This is a genomic window from Streptomyces sp. NBC_00104 (assembly GCF_045160825.1).
Classification (GTDB): Bacteria; Actinomycetota; Actinomycetes; order Streptomycetales; family Streptomycetaceae; genus Streptomyces.
This window is the reverse complement of sequence record NZ_CP108215.1, coordinates 8,827,350-8,853,407: the sequence shown is the minus strand read 5'-3', so window position 1 is coordinate 8,853,407 and position 26,058 is coordinate 8,827,350. Positions and strand designations below refer to the sequence as shown.

Sequence of the window (26,058 nt, the reverse complement as noted above, 5' to 3'; positions counted from 1 at the left end):
CGGGGCGCCAGGAGGCGTGCGACCTGGCTGCTGGTGTCACCGGCCTGCCATGACGTCCTGCCCCTGCCCCGCCGGCAGCGGTTCCCTATGGATTCGGCCGGGGTTCAGGTCCCACGCCTCGACGGTGAAGCCGCCGGGGCCGGGGCCCATGCTGCGGGCCTGGAGCCGCCATGGCCCGTCGCCGACCGGATAGAACCTGAGGGTGAGGACCTGCCCGGTGGCGAGATGGATCTCGGCGATCGAACGGTCCACGACGACACGGAGTTGGACAGCTGCGCCGGGCCCCTTCGCGCCAGGGCAGGGAAGGCTGTACGTGCCTGCTCGCGCCCGTACGTCGAGTGAGGCGTGCCCCCGGTCGACGGTGAGCCGGCCGGTGGCGGCGTCGAAGGTGATGTCCAGGTATTCGGCCCCGTCCGCGGAGGTGACCAGACGCAGGCCGGTCGCGCCGTGCGGGTCGGCGGTCAGGGTGGCGGTGAGGTCGAAACTGCGGCTGACCTCCCCCAGTTCGACCGGTCCGGATCCCGTGGCGTTTCCGCTGCGGTGCACAGCACGTTCGCCGCGCAGGGCGAGCAGTTCGCGGGCCGGGCGCTGGCCCACCGTTCCGTCGTCCGCCAGGGTCAGTTCGCGCGGGAGGGTGAGAGTGCCGGCCCAACCCGCTTCGTGTGCCCAGGAGTCGTCGCGGGCCTCCCACGCCCAGCCCCACAACAGCCACCGGCCTTCTTCAGGGGCTCTGAGCAGGGCGGGGGCATAGAAGTCCGGTCCGTGGTCCAGTCGTACGGGCGGCTCGGTCGCCGTGAAACGGCCGTCCTCCTCGCGGCCGACATGGACCGTCGTATGACTGGGCCCGCCCTGCGGCGTCCAGTCGCTGACGATCAGGACGCCCCGGCCGTCGCCGAAGGTCGCGTACTGGGGGCACTCCCAGCCGACCGGGTCTTCGCCGGCCGGCGCACCGCTGGAGTGGAAGGGGCCGCGGTACCGCCAGTCCTCCAGGTCGTGGGACTCGTAGAGCAGTGCCGCGCCCCGGCCGTCGGCGAGCGCCGAGCCGACCAGCATCCGCCAGCGGCCGTCCTGCCGCCAGACGTAGGGGTCCCGGTACATGGTCGTGCCGGCGGGCGGCCGCGGGATGAGCAACTCCGGCCGCTTGACCCAGGTGTGGCCGCCGTCGCACGACTCGGCGGTGGTCACCGGCTGCCACCAGCGGTCGGTGCGGTGGGCGGAGTAGAAGGCCACCAGCCGGCCGTCGACCGGGATCGCGCTGCCGGAGAAGCAGCCGTCCGCGTCGTCGCCGCCGGGGGTGGGAGCGAGAGCGGCCGGGAGCTGTTCCCAGGTGATCAGGTCCGGGCTGCGGAAGTGGCCCCAGTGCACGTTCGCGTGGAGCGGGGCGTACGGGTTGTGCTGGAAGAACACGTGGTAGTGACCGTCGTGGAAGACCAACCCGTTGGGGTCGTTGATCCAGTTGCGGGGCGGTCGCAGGTGGACGGCGGGCAGGTGGGGGTCGACGGGCGGCGTGGGCACACGGGGCCTTTCGAAGGGTGCGCGAGGCACAGCGGTGGTGCGGGTAGAGCAGACGGAGGGAGGTCAGCCCTTGACTCCGCTGGAGGCGATGCTGTTGACGAAGGCCCGCTGGAAGGCCACGAACAGCGTCAGCACCGGCACGGTGATCATCGACGAGTAGGCCATGACCTCGCCCCAGGAGGGGTCGAGCTGGAAGAAGTACTGGACGCCGACCATGACCGGACGCAGTTCCTCGCTCTGGACGACCATCAGCGGCCACAGGTAGGCGTTCCACATCGGCAGGAAGGCCAGGATGGCGACCGTGGCGACCGCCGGGCCGGACAGCGGCATGACGATGCGCCGGTAGATGCCGAACCAGCTCGCCCCGTCGATGACCGCCGCCTCGTCGAGTTCCTTGGGGATGCTCTGGAAGTACTGGTGGAACAGGAAGATGAACATGGCATTGGCGACGAAGGGCAGGATCTGCACCTGGTAGGTGTCCAGCCAGCCTTCGGTCACGGTGAGGCCGCCGTCGTTCCACTGCAGCCAGGGCAGTTTGTTGACCCACCAGACCATCGGCAGGGCGAAGGTCTCGAACGGCACGATCAGTGTCGCGATCACCGCGGTGAGCACGACCTTCTTGCCGCGCCAGCGCATCCGGGACAGCGCGAACGCCGCGAGGCTGTTGATGAAGACGCTCAGTGCCACGGTGATGACCGAGATCCCGATGGAGTTGAGCAGGAACCGGACGGCGGGCACCCGGTCGAAGACCCCGGCGTAGTTGTCCAGGGACAGCCGGCCGACCGGCAGGAACGCCCTGATGCCGTCCAGGTCGCCGAAGATCTGCTCGTCGGGCTTGAACGACGACACCAGCATGAAGACGATCGGGAACGCGAAGAACAGTGCGAGCACGATCCGTGCCGTCTGCAGGCCGATGCGGCGCGGCGACGGCCTGCGACGGCGGCCCGGGCGGGCGGGAGCGGGGGATACGGAGGTCATGTCAGTCCTTCTCCCGGGTGAGGAAGCGCTGCACGAGGGAGACCGCGAGCACCAGGACGAAGAAGACGAGGGAGATCGCGGACGCGTAGCCGGTCTGTTGCTGGCTGTACCCGGTCTGCACGGCCTGGTGGACGACCGTGCTGGTGGCGTCCAGGGGTCCGCCTTGCGTCATCACGCTGACCTGGGTGAACAGGGCGAACGCGTTGATGGTGATGGTGATGAGCACGAAGGTGCGGGTGGCGCTGAGGCCGGGCCAGGTCACATGCCGAAAGCGCACCCAGCGGGTGGCCCCGTCCATGTCGGCGGCCTCGTACAGGTCCTGCGGGATGGTCTGGAGTCCGGCCAGCCAGATGACCATGTGGAAGCCGACGCCCTGCCAGACCGACATGAGGATGATGGCGGGCATGGCCGTGGAGGGGTCGGTCAGCCAGTCCGGTCCCCGCACCTGCCCGAAGGTGAGGTGGTTGATGATCTCGTTGATCAGCCCGGTCTTCTGGTACAGCAGCGTCCACAGGATGGAGACCACGACCATCGAGGTGACGACCGGGAGGAAGTAGACGGTGCGGAAGAAGTTGACGCCCTTGACCTTGGCGTTGACGAGCAGGGCGAGCACCAGCGCGAGGCCGCCCTGCAGCGGCACGACGACGGCGGCGAAGTAGAAGGTGTTCCGCAGCGACTTGTAGAACAGCGGGTCGTCCAGCAGGGTGCGGAAGTTGCGCAGGCCCGTGAACTCGGCCGGGGTCGGGGACACCAGGCGGGCGTTGGTGAACGCCAGCGCGAAGGCCAGCACCACGGGGATGACGATGAACGTCACCAGCAGGAAGACGGCGGGGCTCACCATGCCGAGTGCGGCAAGGCTCTCCCCGCGGCGTGCGCGCCCTCGCCTCGCACGTCGGGTCGGTGGGGCGTCGGCGGCGGTACCGGTACCGGTACCGGGCCGAGAGGACATGGGGGTCACGGTGGTGGCCATGGGACATCCAGGCAGGTAGGTGTCCCGGCGAAGGCGGAGCGGATGAGTCCCCTCCGCCGTCCGCCGGGACGGGTGGACGGCGGTCAGCTGCCGGTGGAGTAGTTGTTGGTCGACAGGTTGTTGTCGATCTGGCTGACCGCTTGGTCGAGGGCGCCCTTGACGTCGGCGCCGGCCATGATGTCCCGAGCCGTCTTGGCGAACACCGTGGAGATGTAGGGATAGGCCGGGGTGACCGGCCGGACCACCGCGAACTCCCGCGCCGCCTTGAGGAAGATGTCGAACCGGCCGCCCGTCTCGTAGCCCTTCACCTGTTGCGCCGCCGCGTCGGTGGCGGCGATGGTGCCGGTGGCCTCGGCGAAGTCCACGAAGTACTTCGTCTGCCGGGAGAAGTTCAGGTAGGCCTGCGCGCCTTCCTTGTTGGAGCAGGTCGAGCTCATGCCCCATTGCCAGGAGGCTCCGCCGATCTTCGGACCGTCACCGAAGTCGACCGGCGGCAGGATCGCCAGGTCGTCACCGAACTTGTCGACGTGGGCCTGGGCGGACCAGCTGCCGTCCCACTGGATGGCGGTCCTGCCGTTACGGAAGTCGTCGGCGGGGCTCTTGCTCGACTTCTGCGGCGCGTAGCCCTTCGTGACCATCGAGCGGAACCATTTCCCCCACTCGACGGCCTTCTCGCCGTTCAGCGCGCCCTTGGCGGTCTTGTAGTCCGAGCGATCGATCAGGTCGCCGCCGAAGCTCTGCAGTATCGGGGAGTAGGCGTACGGCCACCACTCGCCGGGGTCGCTCGTGCCGAAGTCCACCGTGTTCTTGAACGTGTCGCCCGCCTTGATCTTCGCCAGCCCGTCCATGAACTCGGTCCTGGTCCACGGCTCGTCGAAGGTGGGGATACGGATGCCGTACTCCTTCAGCACCGACTTGCGGGAGTACAGGGTCAGCGCGACGTCGTAGAACCCGAACGCGTAGGTCTTGTCCTGGTACATGGCGACCGTGCCGGGCAGCTGGTCCTTCACGGCTACCTCGCCCTGGGACAGGTCCAGCGGCGCGAGGTACCCGCCCCAGGCCCAGTTCGGGACGTTGGGCCCGTCGACGTCGAGGAGGCACGGCAGCTTCCTGGCGGAGGCCGCGGCCACCACGGAGTCGTTGTAGGAGCCCTGCGGGAACGCCTGGATCTTGACCTTGTACTTGCCCTGGCTCGCGTTGAAGTCCTTGACGATCTGCTTGACGACGCCGTACTCGGCGGCGTTTCCGGCGTTGTGCGTCCACAGGGTCAGGGTGTCGCCGTCGGCGCCCGACGAGCCGGTGCTCCCACCGCCTGCGCAGCCTGCGACGAGGACCGCCGCGGTCAGGGCGGCTAGACTCGACACGGCGAGGCGCCTTGTTCTCGATTCCATGGGGTTCCTCCACATTTCACTGGGCACGGTCCTGCAAGACCGTGCCGGCGGCCGGTTACGCGGCCGCCTGTATCGGTGGTGCTTCGCCGTTCCGAGGTCAGAGTCGGGACGGCGAAGCGACCGATGCCCGCGCCACCAGCGGGCAGGGCAGCTTTTCCTGAGCCTCCGGACGAGCCTTCCGGCCCGGAGCGCCCGCGAGCGCGAGCAGCTGAACGACGGCTCGCGCCCCCATCTCGTAGTGCGGCAGGGCCACGGTGGTCAGCCCCGGGAACATCCCGTCACAGATCAGTTCCTGGTTGTCGAACCCGATGACCGACAGGTCCGCCGGGATCGACAGCCCCAGTTCGGCGGCGGCGTGGTAGACGCCCATCGCCATCCGGTCGGCGAAGCAGAACAGCGCGGTGGGTCGTTCCGTCCCCTGAAGCAGCCTGATCGCCGCGCGGTACGCACCGGCGGCGGAGGCGGTCTCGGCCACCACCAGCCGGGGATCGAAATCGACTCCGGCTTCCGCGAGCGCCTTGCGGTAGCCCGCCAGGCGCCCGTGGGTGGCCGGGATGTCGTCGACGTTGTTGAGGAAGCCGATACGGCGGTGACCGTGACGGAGCAGTTCCCGCACGGCGGTGTAGCCGCCCTGGACCTCGTCCGGCACCACCGACGGCACGGCCGGGTCGTCCGAGCGTGCGTCCAGCAGAACCGTGGGGACCGAGCGCAGCTGCTCCGGCACCTGGACGACCCGGTGGTACATCGACGCGTACAGCACCCCGTCGACCTGGCGCTGGAGCAGCAGCTCGATCTCCTTGCGCTCCAGCTCCGGGTCGCCGCCGGTGTTCAGCATGAGCAGCAGCAGGTCGTGCTTGGCGGCCTCCTCCTGCGCTCCGAGGATGATCCGGCCCGCGTGGGGGGTGGTGGCGATCCGGTCACTGACGAAGCCGATGGTGCTCGACCGCTTCAACCGCAGGCCACGGGCCAGTCCGTTGGGCGCGTACCCCAGCTGCTCGGCCGTCTCCAGGACGCGCTGCCGGGTCTCGGCGTTGATCCGCTTGCCCTCGACCTCGTTGAGGATGTGGGAGACGGTCGTGACCGAGACTCCGGCGGCTGCCGCCACGTCCTTGATCCCGATCCGCCTGCCCATGTGGTGCCCAATCGTTTTGGCAAGTGAGTGTGGGATGAGACTGCGCCCGGGTGGGGGCCCTTGTCAACGGCTCATTACGGTTTCGTGGCCAGCGGATCAAGGAACGTCAGCACGGAGGCGTCCTCCTCGATCAGCGGGGTGAGAGCGGCGTTGAAAGGGCCGCCGTACGGGGCGTTCAGGTGCGCCTGGAAGGCGTCCTCGCCCCGGTAGACCTCGAAGATCCAGAACGCGCGCGGCTCGGCCGCCTTGGTGTAGACGTCGAAGACGAGGTTGCCCTCCTCCTCGCGCACCTTCAGGGCGTAGTCCCCGATCAGACGGGCGACCTCGGCCTCCGTTCCCTCGCGGGCGGTGAACTCGGCGAGCAGGGTTTTCTTCACGGTCTCGTGTCCTTGTCTGTCGTGGGCGGAGCGTCGGGTACGGGCGTCACTCGTGGGCGGAGTCGAGGTGCCAGACGACGGCCTTGTCCAGCTTGACCGATCCGTTCTCGGCGAAGATCTCCACTCCCTGGCTGGCGGGGTCGGGGAAGATCTGGTCGGTGATCACGGTCTCGCCGCTGCCGCCGAAGACCTCGACGGAGGACCAGTCCACGAGGATCCGCAGCTTGACCTTGCCGTTCCTGGCCTTGAGCGGGGCGGCCTGGACGCCGGGGAAGGTGCTGTTGAAGTCGACGGCGCCGGAGCGGGTGCGGTCGACGTACAGCTCCTGCGTCGTGGTGTCGTAGCCGATGACGGTCTCCTCGCCGTCGGCGCCGGTACGCACCTTCAGGCCGAACCGGTCGGCGTCCTCGAGGGAGAACGTGGCCTCGATGTCGAGCGCCTTGCCCTGGGCCGCGCGGCCGATCAGGGTCTTCGAGGTGCTCTTGACGGTGACACCGGACGCCGTCGCCGGGCGCTGCCGGAGGGACTCCAGGCCGTTCACCGGCTTGCCGGTCAGCCGGATCCGGCCGTTGATCGTGCGCAGTGCCATTTCCCGGGGAACGCTCTGTGCGCCGCGCCAGGGGGAGGTGGGGATGGCGCCGCTGTAGTCCCAGTTGTTCATCCAGCCGATCATGTACCGCTTGCCGCCCGGCGCGTTCTCCCAGGACACGGCCGCGTAGTAGTCCTTGCCGTAGTCGGCCCAGTCGGCGCGCTGGACGACGGACTTGGCGGCGGTGTCCGCGGTGGTGAACCGGTCGGCGAGGACGTGGCCCCAGCCGGCGGTGTTCATGTCGACGATCTGGATCCGCGCCTGCTTGCCGGCGTAGGGGCGCAGGTCGAAGGAGGCCCAGTCCAGGGTCTCGCTGTTGGCACCGGTGGCACTGCGCACGACCTGGCCGTCGACGATCAGGTTGACGGACGTCTCCTGGGAAACGGGCCGGGCCTGAGTGTCGGAGAGCATGATGTGGTCGACGTTGAGGTGGCCCCAGCCGCCGCTGTTGTCGTCGACGATCTTGATCTGTGCCTTCTTGCCGGCGAGGTCCTTGACGTCCCAGGAGGCCCAGTTGAGTGCCTCGCCGTCCTGACCGGTGGTACTGCGGACCACCTCGCCGTCGACGAGGAGTTCGACGGCCGTCGGGTTGGCGGAACCGGCGGGGTGGTTGCCACCGCCGACGAGGAAGTTGACGTAGTCCTTGTCGATGGTGAACTCGGGCGAGGTGAGGGCGCCGGTGGTGGAGTCGCCGTTCAGGTAGCTGTTGACCAGGCCGCTTCCCAGGAAGCCGGAGACCTCCTGCTGATCGGGGAGGGTGCCGGTGGCCGGTGCGGTGCCGAAGGCGTCCCCGGTCGCCGTCCAGTCGCCGTAGGTGCCGCCTTCGAAGTCGGCGAGGAGCGTTCCCTCGGGGGGCGGGCCCTGCTCCATGACGGTTCCGGCCACGTGCGGGTGGCGACCGCCGCCGACCTTGAAGTTCAGGTACGCGCTGTCGACGGTGAAGGAGGGCGAGGTCAGGGTGCCGGTGGCGCCGTCACCCGAGTGGAAGCTGTTGGCGAGGCCCTGGCCGTCGAAGCCGGCGACGGTCCCCTGCCCGGCCACCGCACCGGCCGCGGGCCCGGTGCCGAACGCGGTGCCCGTGGCGGTCCACGAGCCGAAGTCGGTGCCCTCGAAGTCCTGTACCACCGTGCCGGTCGGCGGGGTGTAGGTGCCCTTGTCGTCGGCGGTGAACTTCTCGCCGTCGAAGTCGCCGACGAAGTACTGGGCGGCCGAACCACCGGCGATACCACCAGGGTTGATGTTGACGACCAGGACCCACTTGATGTTGTTCTCGTCGCCGTCGACCGCGAGGGGGAACAGGTCGGGGCACTCCCACACGCCGCCGGTCGCGCCGGCCGGCCCGAACTCGCTGAGCAGGTCCCAGTCCTTGAGGTTCTTCGACGAGTAGAACCGCACCTTGTGCTCGGTGGACAGCGACACCGTCATCAGCCAGCTCTTGGTGGGCGCGTACCACTGGACCTTGGGGTCGCGGAATTCCTTGGAGCCGATGTCGATCACGGGATTGCCCTGGTACTTGGTCCAGGTGCGGCCGCGGTCGGTGCTGTAGGCGAGCGACTGGGCCTGTATGCCCGTGTCCTTGGCCAAGCTGGTGTAGACCGCCACCATGGGCGGGTTCTTCTTCGTACCGAAGCCGGTGCTGTTGTCCCGGTCGACGACCGCGCTGCCGGAGAAGACCATCTCCTCGTCGTCGTGCGACAGGGCGAGCGGCAACTCCTCCCAGTGCACGAGGTCCTTGCTCACCGCGTGGCCCCAGGACATGTCGCCCCAGGAGTCGCCGTTGGGGTTGTACTGGTAGAAGAGGTGGTACTCGCCCTTGAAGTACACGAGCCCGTTGGGGTCGTTCATCCAGTTCTTCTCCGGAGTGAAGTGGAACTGGGGGCGATACGTCTCGGAGTAGGTCGGGGTGTCGGCGGCTACGGCCTGCGGGCTGAGCGGTGTCGCGGACAGGGCGCAGACCGTCGCCACCGCCGCCAGCAACCGGATGCGGGCATGCCGGGATACAGGTCCAGATCTCATGGGTCTCCTGTGCTGCGGCCGTCCGCGCGGCGGTGCCTGCTGCCCCGGCGCGGACGGACCGGAAAGGGACGCCCTCGTCGGCGACGTCGTCCACGTGGCCGACCGAGGGGTGTCATCGTCGACGTGTGTCATCGATGACATCGAGTGGCCCGATGATGCGTGCAACCCGGCGCATGCGTCAACGGTTCGGGCGCGACGACCCGGCACGCCCCGACGGTCCGTCAGGCTCCGCCGGCAGTCGTGAGCGGCGCCAACTGGTCCTGCCACGGCGGGTTGGGGCCGGCCACCGAGCAGGTCAGGGCGGCGACCTGAGTGCCGAAGCGGCAGGCTTCCGCGACCTCGGCGACACCGAGCTCCGTGAGTCGGCCACCGAGAAATCCGCCGGCGCCGAGGTGGTGCAGCAGCCCGGCGGTGAAGGAGTCCCCCGCGCCGACCGTGTCGACCACCGGCGTCGCCACCGCGGGCACCCGCACCCGTTCGCCGTCGAGCGAGGCCAGGGCGCCGTCGGCGCCGAGCGTGATCACGACGAGCCGCGCCCCCGCGGCATGCCAGAGGTCGCACGCCTGCTCAGGCGGCGTGCCGGGCAGCAGCAGATCGAGGTCGTCCGCGCTCAGCCGCAGGATGTCGGCGAGGCCGCACCAGTGGGTCAGCCTCGCGCGGTAGACCTGCGGGTTCACCAGCAGCGGCCGGACGTTGGGATCGATGCTGACGGTGGCCCCGGGAGCGGCGGCCGCCAGGAACTCCTCGACCACTGCCGCGCCGGGCTCGCTGACCAGGGCCAGGGACCCGGTGTGCACACAGGCCGTGCCGGACAGATCCACGTTCGCCAGCTCCCCGGAGGTCCACTGCCAGTCGGCCGTGTTCTGCGCGTGGAAGGAGAACGCGGCCTGCCCCTGGGCGTCCAGTTCCGCCACGGCCAGCGTGCTGGGCTCAGCGGCGGTGACGGCGTCCGACAGGTCCACGCCGGACGCCTCCAGGTGTGCCCGGAACAGGCGCCCGAACACATCACCGGACAGGCGGGCGAGGAAGCGGGCCGGGGTGCCGAGGCGCGCCAGGGCCACTGCCGTATTCGCGGGTCCGCCGCCCGGGAGCACCCGCAGCGCGAGTTCGTTCGAGGCACGTGCCGGTTCGGTGAAGGCGTCCGCGACGCACTCTCCCAGAACGGTGATCTGACGCGGGCTCATGGCTGCTCTTTTCTTGGAGCGCGTAGGCAAACCGGGCACGTAGCGGGCAGCCACTGAGGAGCTTCGGGCGGGCGAGGGCCGCAGACGTTGCCGATTTGTGACGGGTGGAAGGCATTGACGTTGCCGGGATGCGGAGTCCATCATCCTCGCCAGGCAGTGTCAACGATGACATAAGTCAACGATGACACCCCGGGCGGCATGCTCTGAATCCCAACCCCGTGCCGCTCGCTATCCCACAGGAGTCGATCATGCCTCGCACCATTCGTCCGTCTTCCTCCCTCCTCAGAGCCGCCGCGGTCGCGGGTGTCGCGGCCCTCACCCTGACCGCCTGTGGATCCGGATCCGGATCGGGCACCGCGAGCTCCGATTCGGGCAGCGTCAAGGTCGGTCTGATCACCAAGACCGACACCAACCCGTTCTTCGTGAAGATGAAGGAGGGCGCGGAGAAGGCCGCCAAGGAGAACGGCGCCGAGCTGTCCACCGCGGCGGGCAAGTTCGACGGGGACAACGCCGGTCAGGTCACGGCCATCGAGAACATGGTCGCCGCCGGTGTGAAGGGCATCCTGATCACCCCGAGCGACTCCAAGGCGATCGTGCCCGCGATCGAGAAGGCCCGCGCCAAGGGTGTCCTGGTCATCGCCCTGGACACCCCGACCGAGCCGGAGAGCGCCGTCGACGCGCTCTTCGCCACCGACAACCTCAAGGCGGGCGAGCTGATCGGCGAGTACGCCAAGGCCGCGATGAAGGGCAAGTCGGCGAAGATAGCCACCCTCGACCTCGCGCCGGGCGTCTCCGTCGGCGTGCAGCGGCACAACGGCTTCCTGAAGGGCTTCGGCATCGAGGAGGGCGACTCCTCCATCGTCTGTTCCCAGGACACCGGCGGCGACCAGGCCAAGGGCCAGACCGCGATGGAGAACTGCCTCCAGAAGGAACCCGGCATCAACGTCGTCTACACCATCAACGAGCCCGCGGCCCTGGGCGCGTACACCGCCCTGAAGGCCAAGGGCCGGGAGAAGGACGTCCTGATCGTCTCCGTCGACGGCGGCTGCACCGGGACCGAGGCCGTCAAGGACGGCACGATCGCCGCGACCTCGCAGCAGTACCCGCTGAAGATGGCCGCCGAGGGCGTCAAGGCCGTGGTGACGTACGCCAAGGACGGCAAGAAGGCGTCCGGTTACACCGACACCGGCGTCACGCTGATCACCGACAAGGCGCAGGACGGGGTCACGTCCAAGGACACCGCCTACGGCCTGGAGAACTGCTGGGGCTGAGCCGGCCCCTGAGGACCGTACGACTCCGCCCCTCCTCCCAGCGGGGCGGCCGTCCCCTCCTCCCTGACCGGGGGACGGCCGCCCGCTTGTCCTCTTCTCCTCCGACGAGGGCGGACAACGACTTCTGTCTTCCGACAAGGACTTCGCATGACAGCCACGACCACGCCCCCGGGCACGTCCACGCCGTACTCGGAGCTCAAGGCACCGACAACGGCCCGCCGACTGCTCACGGCACCGACCACCGGCCCCCTGGTCGCTCTCCTCCTGGCCTGTGTCTTCTTCTCCGTCTCCAGCGACCAGTTCCTCACCGGCGGGAACTTCTCGCTGATCGTGCAGCAGGTCATGGTCGTCGGCACCCTCGCCATCGGGCAGACCCTGATCATCCTCACGGCGGGCATCGATCTGTCCTGCGGAGCCGTGATGGCGTTCGGCAGCATCGTGATCGCCAGGATGGCGGCCGAGGGCTCCCTGCCCCCGCTCGCCGCGATCGCGCTGGGCCTGGTCGTCTGCGGCGGCTTCGGGCTGCTCAACGGGGCGTTGGTGCAGAAGATCCCGCTGCCGCCGTTCATCGTCACCCTCGGCATGCTCAACGTGGCGTTCGCACTGACCCACATCTACTCCGAGGAGCAGACCGTCACCAACCTGCCGGGCCCGCTGACGGCGCTCGGGCAGACCTTCCCGCTCGGCAACACCGACATCACGTACGGCTCGCTGGTCACCATCGCCCTGTTCCTCCTCCTCGCCTACGCGCTGAGCAACACCGGCTGGGGCAGGCACGTGTACGCCCTGGGCAACAGCCCGGAAGCGGCCCGGCTGAACGGCATCCGCACCTCCCGGCTGACCATCGGCGTCTACACCGTGGCCGGCGTCCTCTACGGCATCGCCGCCCTGCTGCTCATCTCCCGCACCGGCGTCGGCGACCCGCAGGCGGGGCAGACCGACAACCTGGACAGCATCACGGCCGTGGTCCTCGGCGGCACCAGCCTCTTCGGCGGCCGGGGGTCGGTCCTGGGCACGTTCATCGGCGTCCTCATCGTCGGCGTCTTCCGCAACGGCCTGCAGCTGATGGGTGTCGCCTCGATCTACCAGACCCTGATCACCGGCATCCTGGTGATCCTCGCGGTGACCGTCGACCAGCTCTCCCGGAAGAAGGCCCGATGACCGCCACCGGCACCCCCACCCCTGTCCTGCAGGCTCGCGGCCTGGTGAAGCGGTACGGCCAGGTCACCGCGATCGACGGCGCCGACTTCGACCTGCTGCCCGGCGAGGTCCTCGCCGTCATCGGCGACAACGGCGCCGGCAAGACCAGCCTCATCAAGGCCCTCACCGGCGCGGTGACCCCCGACGCCGGCGAGATACGCCTGGACGGCGAACCCATCACCTTCTCCGGACCGCAGAGCGCCCGCGCCCACGGCATCGAGACGGTGTACCAGGACCTCGCCGTGGCCGCCTCCATGGACATCGCCTCGAACATGTTCCTCGGCCGTGAACTGCGCCGCCCCGGCGTCCTCGGCAGCGCCTTCCGCATGCTCGACAAGAAGCGGATGCGTCAGGAGGCCGCCGAGCACATGGCCGACCTGAAGATCGGTCTGCGCTCGCTCACGCAGGCGGTCGAGACGCTCTCCGGCGGCCAGCGGCAGGCCGTGGCGGTCGCCCGCGCCGTCGCCTGGGCCCGGTCCGTGGTCGTCATGGACGAGCCCACCGCCGCCCTCGGCGTCAAGGAGTCCGGCCAGGTCCTCGACCTCATCCGCCGGGTCCGCGACAAGGGCATGCCGGTCGTCCTGATCAGCCACAACATGCCCCACGTCTTCGAGATCGCCGACCGGATCCACGTCCACCGCCTCGGCCGGCGCGCCGCCGTGATCAAGCCCTCCGACTACTCCATGGCGGAGGTCGTCGCCATCATGACCGGCGCACTCACCATCGACGAGGCCGGGGATACTGTCGTAGCCGATTCCGAGGCCGCGAAGGCCGCCGGAGTCCAAGCCCACTGACGTAAGCCTCCGAGGTTCCGGCCGTTGCCGCGGCCGGAACCGAACGAGCCCACAAGAAACGGTCCTCCATGGCAGCGAGCCGCCGACCCACCCTGGCCGACGTCGCCCGAGAAGTCGGCGTCAGCGCCAAGACGGTCTCCCGCGTCCTCAACGAGGACGGGCCCGCCTCGGCGCGGACCAGGGAACAGGTGCTCGCCGCCGTCGCCAAACTCGGCTTCCAGCCGAACCTCATGGCACGCAACATCCGTGTCGGCGGGCCGGACACCACCATCGGCCTGGTCATCCCCGACCTCGCCAACCCCTTCTTCGGGGCCGTGGCCCGCGCCATCGAGGACACCGTCCGCGAACGCGGTCTGACGCTGCTCATGGGCTCCTCCGCGGACGACCCCGACCGTGAACGCGCCCTGACGGACAAGTTCCTGGCCCGCCGCGTCAGCATCCTGATGGTCGTGCCGTCCGTCGGCGCCGACCACACCCACCTCAGGTCCCACCGCGAGGCGGGACTGCCCGTGATCTTCCTCGACCGCCCCGGAGCCGGCCTGTCCACCGACAGCATCGTCAGCTCCAACCGCGCGGGAGCCCACGACGGCGTCGCCCACCTCATCGCCCACGGCCACCGCCGCATCGGCTTCCTCGGCGACCTGCCCCTGCAGCTGTACACCCGCCGCGAACGCCAGGCCGGCTACCGCTCGGCCCTGCGGGAGGCCGACATCCCCTACGACCGCGCGCTCGTCGCCAACGCCCACGACCAGCCGGGCGCCGAGGCCGCGACCGCCCAACTCCTCGACCTCCCCGATCCCCCCACCGCCCTCTTCGCCGGCAACAACATCATGGCGCTCGGCATAGTCGCCGAACTCGCCCGCTCCAAGCGCAAGGACGTCGCCGTCGTCGCCTTCGACGACGTCTCGCTCGCCGAGGCCCTCGAACCAGCGCTGACCGTCGTCGCCCAGGACGCGGAAGAACTCGGCAGAACGGCGGCGACCACCGCCCTGACCCGCCTCGACGGCACCCGAACCCGAACACGCACCATCACCGTCCCCACCCGACTGATCATCCGAGGCTCGGGCGAGCAACCCGCGCCCACGGCGTAGGCGACTCACCCCGCCGGGCTCGGCGGCGGCACCCGACGAGCGGATTTCCGGGCCCACGCACGTACCTGTTCCACGCAAGTCGCCCGATGCCCACCCCCGTTCGAGCAGGCGGCTCGCGCGCCGGTTGTCACAGCACCCCACCCAAGCCGTGGAGCCCGGCGCCCAGCCGACGCGGCAGCCGGGCCCACAACGCACTGTGACCCGCCCAACAGACCGAAACGGCACGCCCGTTGAACGAGCGAGCCGTCACAGAAGATCGAGGCTAGGGCGTGTTTCGGAAGTCCCTTCACGCCGTACGGGGCGGGCCGCTGCTCTCCCGGACGATCAGCTCCGGCTCGGCCCACAGGGGTAGGGCCGGAGCGGTATCGGGTTCGAGGAGCCGGTGGAGCAGGCCGAAACAGCCCCGGCCGAGGCCTTCGAAGTCGAGGCGGACGGTGGTCAGGGCGGGGTGTGCGTAGGCGGAATGGGGGGCGTCGTCGAAGCCCACCACGCTCAGGTCGCCCGGCACGTCACGGCCCGCTTCCCTGGCTGCGCGGAGTACGCCGAGTGCCAGATCGTCGTTGCCGCACAGCACGGCCGTGACCGACGGGTCGACCAGCAGCGAGCGGGCGACGAGGTAGCCGGAGCGGGGGCTCCAGCCGGCGTCGAGCGGCTCCGGGACGGGCTTGCCCGCTGCCCGCAGGGCGTCGCGCCAGCCCTCGGCGCGCTGGCCGATGCGGGTGGTGGACGAGGGGATCGCCAGGTAGTGCACGGTCTCGTGGCCGAGGCCGAGGAGATAGCGGGTGGCCTGAGCCGCGGCCGCCCGGTCGTCCAGCCAGAGCTGGGGCCGGTCGCCCGGGCCGCCGTCCTCGGGCCGTTCCACCGCCGCCGCTGCCGGGAACCCGCTCGGCAGTGCCTGCCATGCCCGTACGCCCGCCGCGTCGAAGGCGATCACCAACACCGCTTCCCCCGGCCGGCTGACCCGGGCCGCGACATCCGCGGGCTGCTGGGCCGAGTCGGTGTCGAGCACGCTGATCCCGACCGCGAAGCCGGCCGCCCTCGCCGCCTCCTCGATGCCCTTCAGGGTCGTTGAGGCACCGTACAAAGAGGTGTCGGAGGTCAGCACGGTCACCGAGCGCACCGCACCGCCGGCCAGTGCCCGGGCCATCCGGTTGGGCGTGTAGCCCATCTCGGCGATGACGTCCAGAACCCGGGCCCGGGTCGACTCCTTGACCCTGGGGTGACCGTTGACGACCCGGGACACGGTCTGGTGGGACACGCCCGCCTCCTTGGCGACGTCCCGGATACTGACGGTCTTCGGAGCCTGCGGTCCCCCGCCGGAGCGGGGGGCGGGAGTCGCTTCCTGCATGGTGGGGACGGCTCCTCGTCGGTACGGGCCGGTCGTGGGGTTGTCCACGGAGTCACCGTTCGGAGTCGGGATCGACGGCCATACCGTACCCGCAGCGGTGACGATCTTCTTCAACAGCTCGGGGTTCCCCTCGATCACCCACGACAGACCTCGACAGATCTCGACACAACTCGACAGACCTCGCCCGACGGGACGTCAGGAGAAAAGTTCCGCGCGGAGTATTGCAGGGCCGAATGTTACCGTTCACACTCTCCCTGCGTCACTGACGCGTAAACGCCCGGTGCCGGGGGCACACAGGGCTCCACCTCGGAGCTGTTTCAGGCGCAAGCCTTGCTCCACCTCCCGCCGCGCCATCTGCCACCGAGTCGCATGGAGCCTGAAAAAAATGTGAACGGTAACACGATGGACTGGTCGCGTCCGGACGTGGAGTGCGTGTCCCCTGACCGGGCCTGCGGACGGCGGCACCCGCCATCAGGCGAACTTCACCTCCCTGCCTGTTCAGCTCTTGGCATGCGCCTGAAACGCGTGCTGCCCCTACGTCCGCATCTGTTGTCGTTCATTCGCCTCAGGGAAGGGTTTGACTCCATGTCTTCAGCGAGAACCGCCGTGACCCACTGGACAAGACGTCTCGTCGTCCGGGCCTTGGTCCTCAGCCTGGCGCTCGCCGGGCTCGTGGCCCTGGGCGGTGGCCGGACACCGTCGGAGGATCTCGGCCGGACCGCGCCGGTCGCGGTGACCACCAACCAGGTCGCGGTTCCGCCGGCGCCGATGGGCTGGGCCTCCTGGAACAGCTTCGCCAGCAGCATCGACTACAACACCATCAAGGCCCAGGCCGACGCACTCGTCTCGTCCGGCATGTCCGCCGCCGGCTACAAGTACGTCAACATCGACGACGGCTGGTGGCAGGGCGCCCGCGACGGCAACGGCAGGATCGTCACCGACGAGAGCCTGTTCCCCGGCGGCATGAAGGCCATGGCCGACTACATCCACAGCAAGGGCCTCAAGGCGGGCATCTACACCGACGCGGGCAAGCAAGGCTGCGGCTACTACTACCCCACCACCAGGCCCGCCGCGCCCAACACCGGCAGTGAGGGCCACTACCAGCAGGACATGCAGACGTTCCAGGAGTGGGGCTTCGACTTCGTCAAGATCGACTGGTGCGGCGGCAACGCCGAGGGCCTCGACCAGGAGACCACGTACAGGGCGATCAGCGCCGCCAACGACGCCGCGACCGCGATCACCGGCCGCAAGCTGGTCCTGTCGTTCTGCGAGTGGGGCACCGGCAACTCCTGGAACTGGGGCGCGGGGTTGGCCCCCATGTGGCGCACCAGCACCGACATCATCTTCTGGGGCAACAGCCCGTCCGCGGCCAACATGCTGGCCAACTTCGACAAGGCGCTGCACCCGTCGTCCCAGCACACCGGGTACTACAACGACCCCGACATGCTGATGGTCGGCATGAACGGCTTCAGTGCCGCCCAGAACCGCACGCACATGAGCCTGTGGGCGATCTCCGGCGCCCCGCTGCTGGCCGGCAACAACCTCACCACCATGAGCACCACGACCCGCGACATCCTCACCAACTCCGAGGTCGTCGCCATCGACCAGGACGCCCGCGGCCTCCAGGGTGTCAAGGTCGCCGAGGACACCAAGGGCCTGCAGGTCTACAGCAAGGTTCTTTCGGGCACCGGCCAGCGTGCCGTGCTGCTGCTCAACCGCACCTCCTCCGCCGCCTCCGTCACGGCCCGCTGGTCCGACCTGGGCCTGACCGCGGCCTCGGCCTCCGTGCGCAACGTATGGACGGCGACGAACGCGGGCAGCTCCGCGACGAGCTACACCACCAGCGTCCCGGCCGGCGAAGCGGTGCTGCTCACCGTCTCCGGCACCGAGGCCTCCGGCACCACCTACGAGGCCGAGTCCTCGTCCAACACCCTGGCCGGCAGCGCCGCCAACGCCACCTGCGCGAACTGCTCGGGCGGCTCGCTGGTCGGCTGGATCGGCAACGGCACCGCCAACACCCTGACGTTCAACGGCGTCAACGCCTCGACCTCCGGCGTGAAGCTCGCCACCATCGCCTACGTCAACGGCGACACCACCGCCCGTACGGCGACGCTCCAGGTCAACGGCCAGCAGCCCACGGTGGTCTCGTTCCCGCCGACGGGCTCCTGGAGCACCCCCGGCACCGTCTCCGTACTGGTCGGTACGGCCAAGGGCAGCAACACCATGAAGTTCTCCAACAGCGGCGGCTGGGCGCCCAACCTCGACGCCGTCCTCCTGCAGGGCATCGCGGGCACCAACGGCAACGAGATCATCGGGACCGGCTCCAACCGCTGCCTCGACCTCGCCAAGAACACCATCACCAACGGCACCCAGGCCGCCCTCTGGGACTGCGTCGGCGGACACAACCAGACCTTCACGTCCACCTCGCGCGGCGAGCTCGTGGTCTACGGCAACAAGTGCCTCGACGCCGACAACAACGGCACGACCAACGGCACGAAGGTCATCATCTGGGACTGCACCGGCGGCACCAACCAGAAGTGGACCGTCAACTCCAACGGCACCATCACCAACAACCAGTCCGGCCTCTGCCTCGACGCCGTCGGCAACGGCACCGCCAACGGGACCAAGATCGACCTGTGGACGTGCAACGGCGGGACGAACCAGAAGTGGGCGCTCAACTGACCGATCGACGCCACCGTTCGTCCCCATCGGCGGAGGGCACGGATACTCCGGTCCCTCCGCCGATTCAGGCGATTCAGGCGATTCAGGGGGAGACCAAGGGGACTCGGCGTCTCCATGGCCTCCGTCGCCCGCGAGGCAGGCGTCGGCAAGGCCCCCTCTCGCCCTCCACCGCGCCGCCATCCGCCTCTCCCGCCCCGGGCCCGGCATCTCCTGAGCCACACAGGGGCCGGGCCGGGGCCCGACCCGCGGCGTAGCGACGGCGTGCGCCGACGGCACGGGCGTCGCCGGTTCGAGCAGCGCCACTTCACCGGCCGAATACAGGTCTCGCCGTTCGCGTGCCACGCTTGCCCTGGGTGACTCCCGAGTCCCAGGGCGCCAACCGGAGAGCACCAGGAACAGCGGGGCACAACGGAAGGGCGGTCGGTGGCGACGCAGCGCAAGAACCGAGGGCTTCTCTCCCGGTTGCGGGCCGTTCCCGGGGTCCGTGCGGTGTCGTCCTACCGGCGCGAGTGGCTGGTCAAGGACCTGGTCGCGGGAGTCGTCCTGACCACGCTGCTGGTGCCGCAGGGCATGGCGTACGCCGAGTTGGCGGGCCTGCCGCCCATCACCGGGCTGTACACGACGATTCTCTGTCTGCTCGGATACGCGGTGTGCGGGCCGTCCCGGATCCTGGTGCTGGGCCCGGACTCCTCCCTGGGGCCGATGATCGCCGCCACCGTGCTGCCCCTGGTGGCGGCGGACGGGGATCCCGGCCGCGCTGTCGCGCTGGCGTCGGTGCTCGCGCTCATGGTGGCGGCCATCATGATCCTGGCCTCGGTGGCGAAGCTCGGTTTCATCGCCGATCTGATCTCCAAACCGACGATGATCGGCTATATGAACGGTCTGGCCCTGACCATTCTGATCGGTCAGCTGCCCAAGCTGCTCGGCTTCAAGGTCGAGGCGGACAACCTGATCGGCGAGTGCGTCGGCTTCGTGCGGGAGCTCGCCGACGGGGCGGTGGTGCCGGCCGCCGCCGCGGTCGGCGGTGGCGGGATCGTCCTGATCCTGGTCCTGCAACGCTTCCTGCCGAAGATCCCCGCCGTGCTCGTGATGGTGGTTCTCGCGATCGCCGCGGCCACCGTCTTCGACCTCGGCGAGCGCGGCGTCAACCTGGTCGGAGAGCTGCCCGAGGGCTTCCCGCCGTTCACGATCCCGGACGTCCGTCTCTCGGACCTCGTACCGCTGTTCGGCGGGGCGCTGGGCATCGCCCTGGTGTCCCTGGCCGACACGATCTCCAACGCGTCGGCCTTCGCGGCCCGCACGGGGCAGGAGGTCCGCGGCAACCAGGAGATGGCCGGGGTCGGGGTCGCGAATCTGGCGGCCGGTCTCTTCCAGGGCTTCCCGGTCAGCACGAGCGGCTCCCGTACGGCGGTGGCGGAGCGCGCGGGGGCCAGAAGTCAGCTCACCGGGGTCGTCGGAGCGGCGCTCATCGTCCTCATGCTCGTCCTGGTTCCGGGCCTGTTCCGCGATCTCCCCCAGCCGGCCCTCGCCGCCGTGGTCATCACCGCGTCGCTGTCCCTGGCCGACATCCCGGGGGCGGTACGGCTGTGGCGGCAGCGCCGGGCGGAGTTCCTGCTGTGCCTCGCGGCCTTCGCCGGCGTGGCCCTGCTCGGCGTGCTGCCCGGGATCGCCGTCGCCGTGGCCCTGTCCGTCCTCAACGTCTTCCGACGCGCCTGGTGGCCGTACAACACAGTGCTGGGGCGGGTGCAGGGCATGGAGGGCTACCACGACGTCCGCTCCTACCCGCGGGCCGGGCAGCTGCCGGGCCTGGTGATCTACCGCTTCGACGCCCCGCTCATCTTCGCCAACGCCAAGGCCTTCCGCGACGAGATCAGGCGCCTGGCCGGCACCGACCCGCGGCCGAGCTGGATCGTGGTCGCGGCGGAGCCCATGACCGACGTGGACACCACCGCCGCCGACGTCCTGGAGGAACTCGACGAGGCGCTCAACGCGGCCCACGTACACCTCGTGTTCGCCGAGCTCAAGGACCCCGTACGGCGCAAGATCGAACGGTACGGACTCACTCGCACCATCGACCCCGGGCACTTCTTCCCCACCGTGGAGGCCGCGGTCGCCGCCTTCCGCCTGCGCACCGGAGCCGAGTGGACCCCCCGCACCACGCCCGAGCAGCCCACCCGGCCCCTGTCCTAGAAGGCCCAAGAAGATCTTGGGCCTTCTAGGACAGGGTTTCCGTCAAGCGGCGCAATCGGCTGTGCATGAGGGAGGGTTGGGCGGTCGCTCCCGGTCGTACGCTGTCCGCGGGCCTTCGGACGGAGGCCGGGAGCGAGTCGCGGCTCGTTCTCGTCGACACCTCGAAAGCGGTACTGCCGTGAAGGTGCACCACCTCAACTGCGGGACCATGCTCCCGCCCACCGGCGCGCTGGTCTGCCATGTCCTGCTGGTCGAGGCGCCGGGCGGACTGGTGCTGGTGGACTCCGGGTTCGGGCTGCACGACATCGCCGATCCCGCACGCCGGATGGGGCCGACCCGGCGTCTGATCAGGCCCGTGCTCCGGGCGGAGGAGACGGCGGCGCGTCAGGTCGAGGCCCTCGGGTTCCAGCGTGACGACGTCCGTCACATCGTCGTCACGCACTTCGACCTCGACCACATCGGAGGGGTGTCCGACTTTCCCGGCGCCCAGATCCACACGACCGCGGCCGAGGCCCTGGGCTCCGTGATCGCCCCGTCCCGGCGGGAGCGGTTCCGGTACCGGTCGGCCCAGTGGGCCCACGGCCCGAAGATCGTCGAGCACACCCCGGACGGCGAGGCGTGGCGCGGATTCGCCGCCGCCCAGGAACTCGACACCATCGCCCCCGGGATCGTCCTGATCTCCCTGCCGGGACACACGCGGGGCCACGCCTGCGTCGCGGTGGACACCGGGACCCGCTGGATCCTGCACGCCGGCGACGCCTTCTACCACCGCGGAACACTCGACGGGCGCTCCCCCGTGCCGCGCGCCCTGCGCGCCATGGAGAACCTGGTGGCGTACGACCTGAAGACGGTGCGCGCCAACCACGCCCGGCTGGCGGAGCTGCACCGGCGCGGCGACTCCGATCTGAGCATCGTCAACGCGCACGACCCGGTCCTGTACGAGAGAGCTCGCGCCACGGCCTAGGCACCGCATCACACGCGTCACCCGGCGACGTCCACCGCGACACATGGCACGGGGGTCCGACAACCCCTCAGGCCGTCCTCCTCGCCGTGGACGGAGTCGGGGCGGGGAGCGAGGAGGTCAGATCCAGCCGTCGAGGGACTTCATGAAACCGTCGAAGTCGTCGCGGTGGATGGTGTGGCCCGCTCCGGCGACCGTACGGACCTCGAAGCCGCTCGCCCGCAGCCGGTCCGCGTCCGCGGCGCCGACCAGGAAGCTGGGGTCGGCGAGTTGGACGAGGGAGGGGACGGCCGGACGGTCGGGGACGAAGCCGGTGAGCGGGCGGCCGCCGAGGAAGTGCGCGGAGTCGGCGTCCCAGGCCGCCAGGGTGGCCATCTCGACGTCGACGTCCTCGGCGTCCCAGCGCGGGTTGAGCGCGGTTGTCTGCGCGCGGGTGGCTTGTTTGAAGGAGGCGAAGATCTCGGGGCCGATGTGCCGGTCGGGGTCGGCCGAGGACCATGCCGGGTCCGAGTAGACCGCTCGCAGGGGCCGCAGCCGCTCCACGGCCAGGGAGAGGGTGAGCCCGCCCAGGGAGTGACCTATGGCCAGGTCCGCGTCCTGGGGCAGCGTGTCGACGAGATCGTCCGCGAAGAGCCGCGGGCTGTACTCGCCGCGTGGTGAGAGACCGTGGCCGCGCAGGTCCACGGCGATCACCCGGTAGCCGCGCTCCGCGAGCGCCGGGGCGACCCGTCGCCAGGTGCGGGAGTCGGACATGATGCCGTGGACGAGCAGAGCCGTCCGGTCACCTGCGCCCCATTCGCGGGTGTTGAGCTGCACGTGGTGCCCTTCGTTCGTTCCGGTGTCTGCCCAGGCGGGTGGAGAGGACGGTACGGCAGCTCCCGGTACCGGTGACACGCCTTATTGCGTACGGCAGTTGATACACGCGGCAGTTGATACGCGCCGTGCGCGGGATCATCGGATCAGCGCACTCGCCACGGCGGCGGCAGGGCGCTCCCGCTCCGGCCACGCCGGGGCCGAGGCCGGGGCCGAGGCATCGAGAACGGCTGAAGAGGCGGCCCCATGCGCACGGAAGTGCCCACAGGGCCGCCCGGAGCCGCCGGGTCGGGAACGAAGGACGTGACCGCATCGCCGAGCGGGCACAGGGCCGAGACGATGACGTACCGGACAGATGTCCGTTTCGCGGGGAGCGGGGCGCTCCACCCGAGCCGCGCCGGTCGGCTGCGTGGACTCAGACCACCCCGTCGCCGTTCGCCGACGTCAACCGCGCCGGCGACGGATCGCGCGCCCGTCAGACCGCGCCGGCGACGGATCGCGCCCCGGCCAGACCTCGCCCCCGTCGGGCCGCGTCGGCGTCAGGCCGCGTCCGGGACCGCCGTGTCGAGGGCGGTGCGCAGGGCGGTGGCCATGAGCTCGATCGCCTCCTTGCCGGCCGGCGCGGGACCGGTGTGGGTGAAGTAGTGGTCGACGCCCTCGAAGACGCGGTGGGTGACCGGGACGCCCGCGGCCTCCAGGGCCTTGGCGTAGGCGTCGCCCTCGTCGCGCAGGCGGTCGTTCTCGGCGGTGATGACGAGGGCGGGCGGCAGTCCGGCGAGGTCGTCGGCCAGACCGGGCGAGACCAGGGGATCGGCGAGGTCGGCCGGGTCCGGGACGTAGGCGGCGGTGAAGATCCGCATGAGCTGGGGGCTCAGCAGCGGCTTGGCGATGCGGGACAGCTTGGTGGCCGGGTCGGCGACCATGTCGAGCGGCGCGGAGTCGATGATCTGGAGGCGCGGGGTGAAGGCACCCCGGTCGCGGGCCGTACGGCAGACACCGGCGGTCAGGTTGGCCCCCGCGCTGTGTCCGCCCACGGCGACCCGCGAGCCGTCCCAGTCGTGGGCCGAGCCGTTCTCGACGACCCACTGGGTGACGTCGTACGCCTGGGTGACGGCGACGGGGAAGATCCGCTTCGGGGCGACGGCGTAGTCCACGTTGATGACGACACAGCCGGCCGTGGCGGCCAGGTAGCGGCAGAGGTGGTCGTCCTGCTCGGGGCGGGCCACGATGAAGCCGCCGCCGTGGAAGTTGACGTAGACGGGAGCGGGCGTGGCGACCGTGACCGGGGGTCGGTAGACGGTGCAGTCGACCGGTCCGGCACCGGTCTCCACCCGCAGGGTTTCCGTCCGCTTCGGGATGTCGGTGAAGCGCAGGTCCTTGTGGACACGGGTCATGACGCCGCTGAGCAGCAGCTGAACCCCTCTGGCCTGGATTCTGGCACTGAACGACATGATCGGCCCCGCCCATCGCTGCAACGTTGAATTAACAGGATTCCTGTTGATGGGATGATGGACGCTGATCCTGTTTTACGCAACGGTGAGCGCGCCATTGCCGAACGAGACGGCTTCCGACGGCGTCCGGGCGGGCCGAAGAGAGGCGGCGAGGGGGCTCGCGGGACGTCAGCTCTCGGCGGGGACGAGGAGCACGAAGTCCGCGTTCGACGGGTCGAGGCAGACGGCCAGCCGGCCGACGCCTTCCATGTCCTGGGGTCCCATCTGCACGCTGCCGCCGTTCCCGGTGACGGCGGCGACCGCGGCGTCGCAGTCGGTGACGGCGAAGACAGGGTGCCAGTAGGGCCGCCCGTCCGTCAGGCCGAGGTCGGCGGCGCGCAGTTCCATGAGACCGCCCTGCATCCGCTCCTCGGGAAGTCCGGCGGGGGTGATGAGGTGGTACGTGCCCGCGTCGCCCGGCAACGGCATGTCGCCGAACCGCCAGCCGAAGACACCGCCGTAGAACTCCTTGGCGGCCGCGGCATCGGTCGTGAACAGCTCGGTCCAGGACAACGAGCCCGGCTCGTCCGCCAGCTCGAAGCCCGCGTTCTTGCCCGGCTGCCAGACGGCGAACTGGCCGCCCAGCGGGTCGCTGTACTGCGCCATCCGGCCCCAGTCGCCGAGATCCCTCGGCGGCACCCGCACCGTGCCCCCGGCGCGCTCCACGGCCTGGGTCGTGGCGTCCGCGTCGGTGACGGTGTAGTAGATCATCCAGGCCGGACGCGCGCCCTTCTCGGTGAGTTCGCCGAGCCCGCCGACGATCTTTCCGTCCTTCCGGAAGACTCCGCCCTCGCCCTCCATCTCCTCCCCCTCGCCCCCGCCGTCGCTCATGGGCTCGAACTCCCAGCCCAGCACCGCGCGGTAGAAGGCCGCCGCGGCCGGGACGTCGGGGGCGCCGAGGTCGAGCCAGCAGGGGGAGCCGGGAGTGAGGTCAGTGGTGATCACGGGATTCCCCTTCGCATTCGCGGATCCTGTGTTCTCAGCGTGACACCCGCCCCGGACGCCCGCGCGTCGGCCGCCGCGCGGTGGCGGGACGGGTCGCCACCGTCCCACCCGGCGCAGGTCGGCGCCCTCCCACCCCGCGCGGGTCGGTTCCCGTCACGGCACGGGGACGACTGCGACGGCGAAGACGCGGAGGCCGGCTGCGACGGCGAGGACGCGGAGCCCGGCTGCGGGGGCGAAAACGCGGAGGCCGGCTCGCGGGCCTCCGCGTCGCCCCGGCCCACCCCGTCGGCGACGACACCGGACCGGGCGAGCGCCCCGCGGACCACCCCGGCGCGCGGCACCCACGCCGACGCATTCCCCGCCGCCCGGCCCGTCCCGACCCTGCCGGCCCGCACCGGGGCTGACCGCCTACGCCCCCCTCCCCCGGCCCGGAAGAGCCGGTCGGCCGGCTACGCGGCGTCGAGGTCGTCGGCGAAGTGCCGGAAGCCGTGACGGTCGCGGTGGATGCCCCACAGGGTGTCGGCGAGGACGGCCGGGTCCTTGCGGTGGTGTCCGGGGACGATCGCGCCGGGCACGACCAGTTGGGCGACGTGGATGCCCTCGGCCGCGAGGCTGTCGTGCAGCATGTGGCCGTACGCGCTCTCCGCCGCGAACGCGATGGAGGTGCCGGCCCGGTCGGGGTGCGGGACCACGGCCGTGCCGCCGTTGACGAGGAGGATCGTGCCGCGGCCGAGGGCACGCATACCGGGCAGCACCTGCCGCACGGCGGCGACCGAGCCGTAGACCGAGAACTCGATCGGGCCGACGAGGTCGGCGTGACCGGTCTCCAGCACCGGCAGCATGAAGTCCCGGTGCGGCGACGGGCTGTACTGCAGGACCTCGATCGGCCCCAGCGCCGCGCGGGCCGCGTCGAGTGCGGCGGCCAGGGCCTCCGGGTCGCGTACGTCGGCGGCGAACCCCTGGGCCGTGACGCCCTCGTCGCTCAGGTCGGCGGCGAGTGACTTCGTCCGCTCCGGGTCGCGGGCGACGAGCGCCACGGTGAACCCCTCACGGCCGAAGCGACGGGCGACGGCCGCGCCGAGACCCGGCCCGGCTCCGATGACGGCGATGGTGGTCATGGC

Annotated in this window: 20 protein-coding genes; 7 read left to right on the top strand and 13 right to left on the bottom strand. The window is 70.2% G+C overall.

Going from position 1 to position 26,058, the window contains the following annotated elements; genetic code table 11:
• Positions 1–36: 36 nt before the first annotated feature.
• The 8 genes from OG272_RS38765 to OG272_RS38730 form a co-directional block, all read right to left on the bottom strand.
• Complete coding sequence (locus OG272_RS38765) at positions 37–1,515, bottom strand: glycoside hydrolase family 32 protein (RefSeq protein ID WP_328224283.1); 1,479 nt, start codon at positions 1,513–1,515, stop codon at positions 37–39.
• 63 nt (positions 1,516–1,578) lie between these two features.
• Complete coding sequence (locus OG272_RS38760; protein WP_327727195.1) at positions 1,579–2,493, bottom strand: carbohydrate ABC transporter permease; 915 nt, start codon at positions 2,491–2,493, stop codon at positions 1,579–1,581.
• Position 2,494: 1 nt separating this feature from the next.
• The gene (locus OG272_RS38755) at positions 2,495–3,334 is read right to left on the bottom strand and encodes a carbohydrate ABC transporter permease (RefSeq protein ID WP_405895624.1); all 840 of its coding nucleotides are present in this window, start codon (positions 3,332–3,334) and stop codon (positions 2,495–2,497) included.
• Positions 3,335–3,546: 212 nt separating this feature from the next.
• Positions 3,547–4,827 (bottom strand): extracellular solute-binding protein, encoded by a 1,281-nt coding sequence (locus tag OG272_RS38750; protein ID WP_327727197.1) that lies wholly within the window; start codon positions 4,825–4,827, stop codon positions 3,547–3,549.
• Positions 4,828–4,951: 124 nt separating this feature from the next.
• Positions 4,952–5,986 carry a LacI family DNA-binding transcriptional regulator gene (locus OG272_RS38745; protein ID WP_327727198.1) on the bottom strand — a complete coding sequence of 345 codons (1,035 nt, stop codon included), beginning with the start codon at positions 5,984–5,986 and terminating at the stop codon, positions 4,952–4,954.
• Positions 5,987–6,060: 74 nt separating this feature from the next.
• Positions 6,061–6,363 (bottom strand): antibiotic biosynthesis monooxygenase, encoded by a 303-nt coding sequence (locus OG272_RS38740; RefSeq protein ID WP_327727199.1) that lies wholly within the window; start codon positions 6,361–6,363, stop codon positions 6,061–6,063.
• A gap of 46 nt (positions 6,364–6,409) precedes the next feature.
• Complete coding sequence (locus OG272_RS38735) at positions 6,410–8,968, bottom strand: GH32 C-terminal domain-containing protein (protein ID WP_327727200.1); 2,559 nt, start codon at positions 8,966–8,968, stop codon at positions 6,410–6,412.
• A 221-nt stretch (positions 8,969–9,189) separates the two neighbouring features.
• Positions 9,190–10,152, bottom strand: a complete 963-nt coding sequence (locus tag OG272_RS38730) for a carbohydrate kinase (protein WP_327727201.1) — start codon at positions 10,150–10,152, stop codon at positions 9,190–9,192.
• A gap of 248 nt (positions 10,153–10,400) precedes the next feature.
• Between OG272_RS38730 and OG272_RS38725 the strand changes: the two genes are divergently transcribed.
• From OG272_RS38725 to OG272_RS38710, 4 genes are all read left to right on the top strand, one after another.
• Positions 10,401–11,423 (top strand): sugar ABC transporter substrate-binding protein, encoded by a 1,023-nt coding sequence (locus OG272_RS38725; protein ID WP_326575319.1) that lies wholly within the window; start codon positions 10,401–10,403, stop codon positions 11,421–11,423.
• 147 nt (positions 11,424–11,570) lie between these two features.
• The gene (locus OG272_RS38720) at positions 11,571–12,584 is read left to right on the top strand and encodes an ABC transporter permease (RefSeq protein ID WP_326575321.1); all 1,014 of its coding nucleotides are present in this window, start codon (positions 11,571–11,573) and stop codon (positions 12,582–12,584) included.
• Complete coding sequence (locus tag OG272_RS38715; protein WP_326575323.1) at positions 12,581–13,417, top strand: ATP-binding cassette domain-containing protein; 837 nt, start codon at positions 12,581–12,583, stop codon at positions 13,415–13,417. Before OG272_RS38720 ends, OG272_RS38715 begins: the two co-directional genes overlap by 4 nt.
• Before the next feature lie 68 nt (positions 13,418–13,485).
• Positions 13,486–14,508, top strand: a complete 1,023-nt coding sequence (locus OG272_RS38710) for a LacI family DNA-binding transcriptional regulator (protein WP_327727203.1) — start codon at positions 13,486–13,488, stop codon at positions 14,506–14,508.
• A 286-nt stretch (positions 14,509–14,794) separates the two neighbouring features.
• Here the strand turns inward: OG272_RS38710 and OG272_RS38705 are convergent, their stop codons facing one another.
• Positions 14,795–15,856 carry a LacI family DNA-binding transcriptional regulator gene (locus OG272_RS38705; protein ID WP_327732089.1) on the bottom strand — a complete coding sequence of 354 codons (1,062 nt, stop codon included), beginning with the start codon at positions 15,854–15,856 and terminating at the stop codon, positions 14,795–14,797.
• A 585-nt stretch (positions 15,857–16,441) separates the two neighbouring features.
• Here OG272_RS38705 and OG272_RS38700 point away from each other — a divergent pair.
• The 3 genes from OG272_RS38700 (at position 16,442) to OG272_RS38690 (ending at position 21,692) form a co-directional block, all read left to right on the top strand.
• Positions 16,442–18,538 (top strand): RICIN domain-containing protein, encoded by a 2,097-nt coding sequence (locus tag OG272_RS38700; protein ID WP_405895623.1) that lies wholly within the window; start codon positions 16,442–16,444, stop codon positions 18,536–18,538.
• 423 nt (positions 18,539–18,961) lie between these two features.
• Positions 18,962–20,728: a SulP family inorganic anion transporter gene (locus OG272_RS38695; RefSeq protein WP_405895622.1), complete on the top strand. Its 1,767-nt coding sequence runs from the start codon at positions 18,962–18,964 to the stop codon at positions 20,726–20,728.
• 178 nt (positions 20,729–20,906) lie between these two features.
• Complete coding sequence (locus OG272_RS38690) at positions 20,907–21,692, top strand: MBL fold metallo-hydrolase (RefSeq protein ID WP_327727207.1); 786 nt, start codon at positions 20,907–20,909, stop codon at positions 21,690–21,692.
• A 117-nt stretch (positions 21,693–21,809) separates the two neighbouring features.
• Here the strand turns inward: OG272_RS38690 and OG272_RS38685 are convergent, their stop codons facing one another.
• The 4 genes from OG272_RS38685 to OG272_RS38670 all read right to left on the bottom strand — a co-directional run bounded on the left by OG272_RS38685 (position 21,810) and on the right by OG272_RS38670 (position 26,055).
• Positions 21,810–22,505, bottom strand: coding sequence for an alpha/beta hydrolase (locus OG272_RS38685; protein WP_327727208.1), 696 nt, complete (start codon positions 22,503–22,505; stop codon positions 21,810–21,812).
• A 536-nt stretch (positions 22,506–23,041) separates the two neighbouring features.
• A complete protein-coding gene (locus OG272_RS38680) occupies positions 23,042–23,953 on the bottom strand; it encodes an alpha/beta hydrolase (RefSeq protein ID WP_326575334.1) in 912 nt (303 codons plus the stop codon).
• Positions 23,954–24,121: 168 nt separating this feature from the next.
• Positions 24,122–24,937 (bottom strand): VOC family protein, encoded by an 816-nt coding sequence (locus OG272_RS38675; RefSeq protein ID WP_327727209.1) that lies wholly within the window; start codon positions 24,935–24,937, stop codon positions 24,122–24,124.
• A gap of 449 nt (positions 24,938–25,386) precedes the next feature.
• Positions 25,387–26,055, bottom strand: coding sequence for an SDR family NAD(P)-dependent oxidoreductase (locus OG272_RS38670; protein ID WP_326575338.1), 669 nt, complete (start codon positions 26,053–26,055; stop codon positions 25,387–25,389).
• Between the last annotated feature and the right edge of the window lie 3 nt (positions 26,056–26,058).

Excerpts from the sequence above, each read along its gene's own strand:
- OG272_RS38760 (WP_327727195.1), bottom strand. The coding sequence starts at position 2,493 with ATGACCTCCGTATCCCCCGCTCCCGCCCGCCCGGGCCGCCGTCGCAGG.
- OG272_RS38755 (WP_405895624.1), bottom strand. The coding sequence starts at position 3,334 with ATGGTGAGCCCCGCCGTCTTCCTGCTGGTGACGTTCATCGTCATCCCC.
- OG272_RS38745 (WP_327727198.1), bottom strand. The coding sequence starts at position 5,986 with ATGGGCAGGCGGATCGGGATCAAGGACGTGGCGGCAGCCGCCGGAGTC.
- OG272_RS38735 (WP_327727200.1), bottom strand. The coding sequence starts at position 8,968 with ATGAGATCTGGACCTGTATCCCGGCATGCCCGCATCCGGTTGCTGGCG.
- OG272_RS38730 (WP_327727201.1), bottom strand. The coding sequence starts at position 10,152 with ATGAGCCCGCGTCAGATCACCGTTCTGGGAGAGTGCGTCGCGGACGCC.
- OG272_RS38725 (WP_326575319.1), top strand. The coding sequence starts at position 10,401 with ATGCCTCGCACCATTCGTCCGTCTTCCTCCCTCCTCAGAGCCGCCGCG.
- OG272_RS38720 (WP_326575321.1), top strand. The coding sequence starts at position 11,571 with ATGACAGCCACGACCACGCCCCCGGGCACGTCCACGCCGTACTCGGAG.
- OG272_RS38715 (WP_326575323.1), top strand. The coding sequence starts at position 12,581 with ATGACCGCCACCGGCACCCCCACCCCTGTCCTGCAGGCTCGCGGCCTG.
- OG272_RS38710 (WP_327727203.1), top strand. The coding sequence starts at position 13,486 with ATGGCAGCGAGCCGCCGACCCACCCTGGCCGACGTCGCCCGAGAAGTC.
- OG272_RS38705 (WP_327732089.1), bottom strand. The coding sequence starts at position 15,856 with ATGCAGGAAGCGACTCCCGCCCCCCGCTCCGGCGGGGGACCGCAGGCT.
- OG272_RS38700 (WP_405895623.1), top strand. The coding sequence starts at position 16,442 with ATGTCTTCAGCGAGAACCGCCGTGACCCACTGGACAAGACGTCTCGTC.
- OG272_RS38680 (WP_326575334.1), bottom strand. The coding sequence starts at position 23,953 with ATGTCGTTCAGTGCCAGAATCCAGGCCAGAGGGGTTCAGCTGCTGCTC.
- OG272_RS38670 (WP_326575338.1), bottom strand. The coding sequence starts at position 26,055 with ATGACCACCATCGCCGTCATCGGAGCCGGGCCGGGTCTCGGCGCGGCC.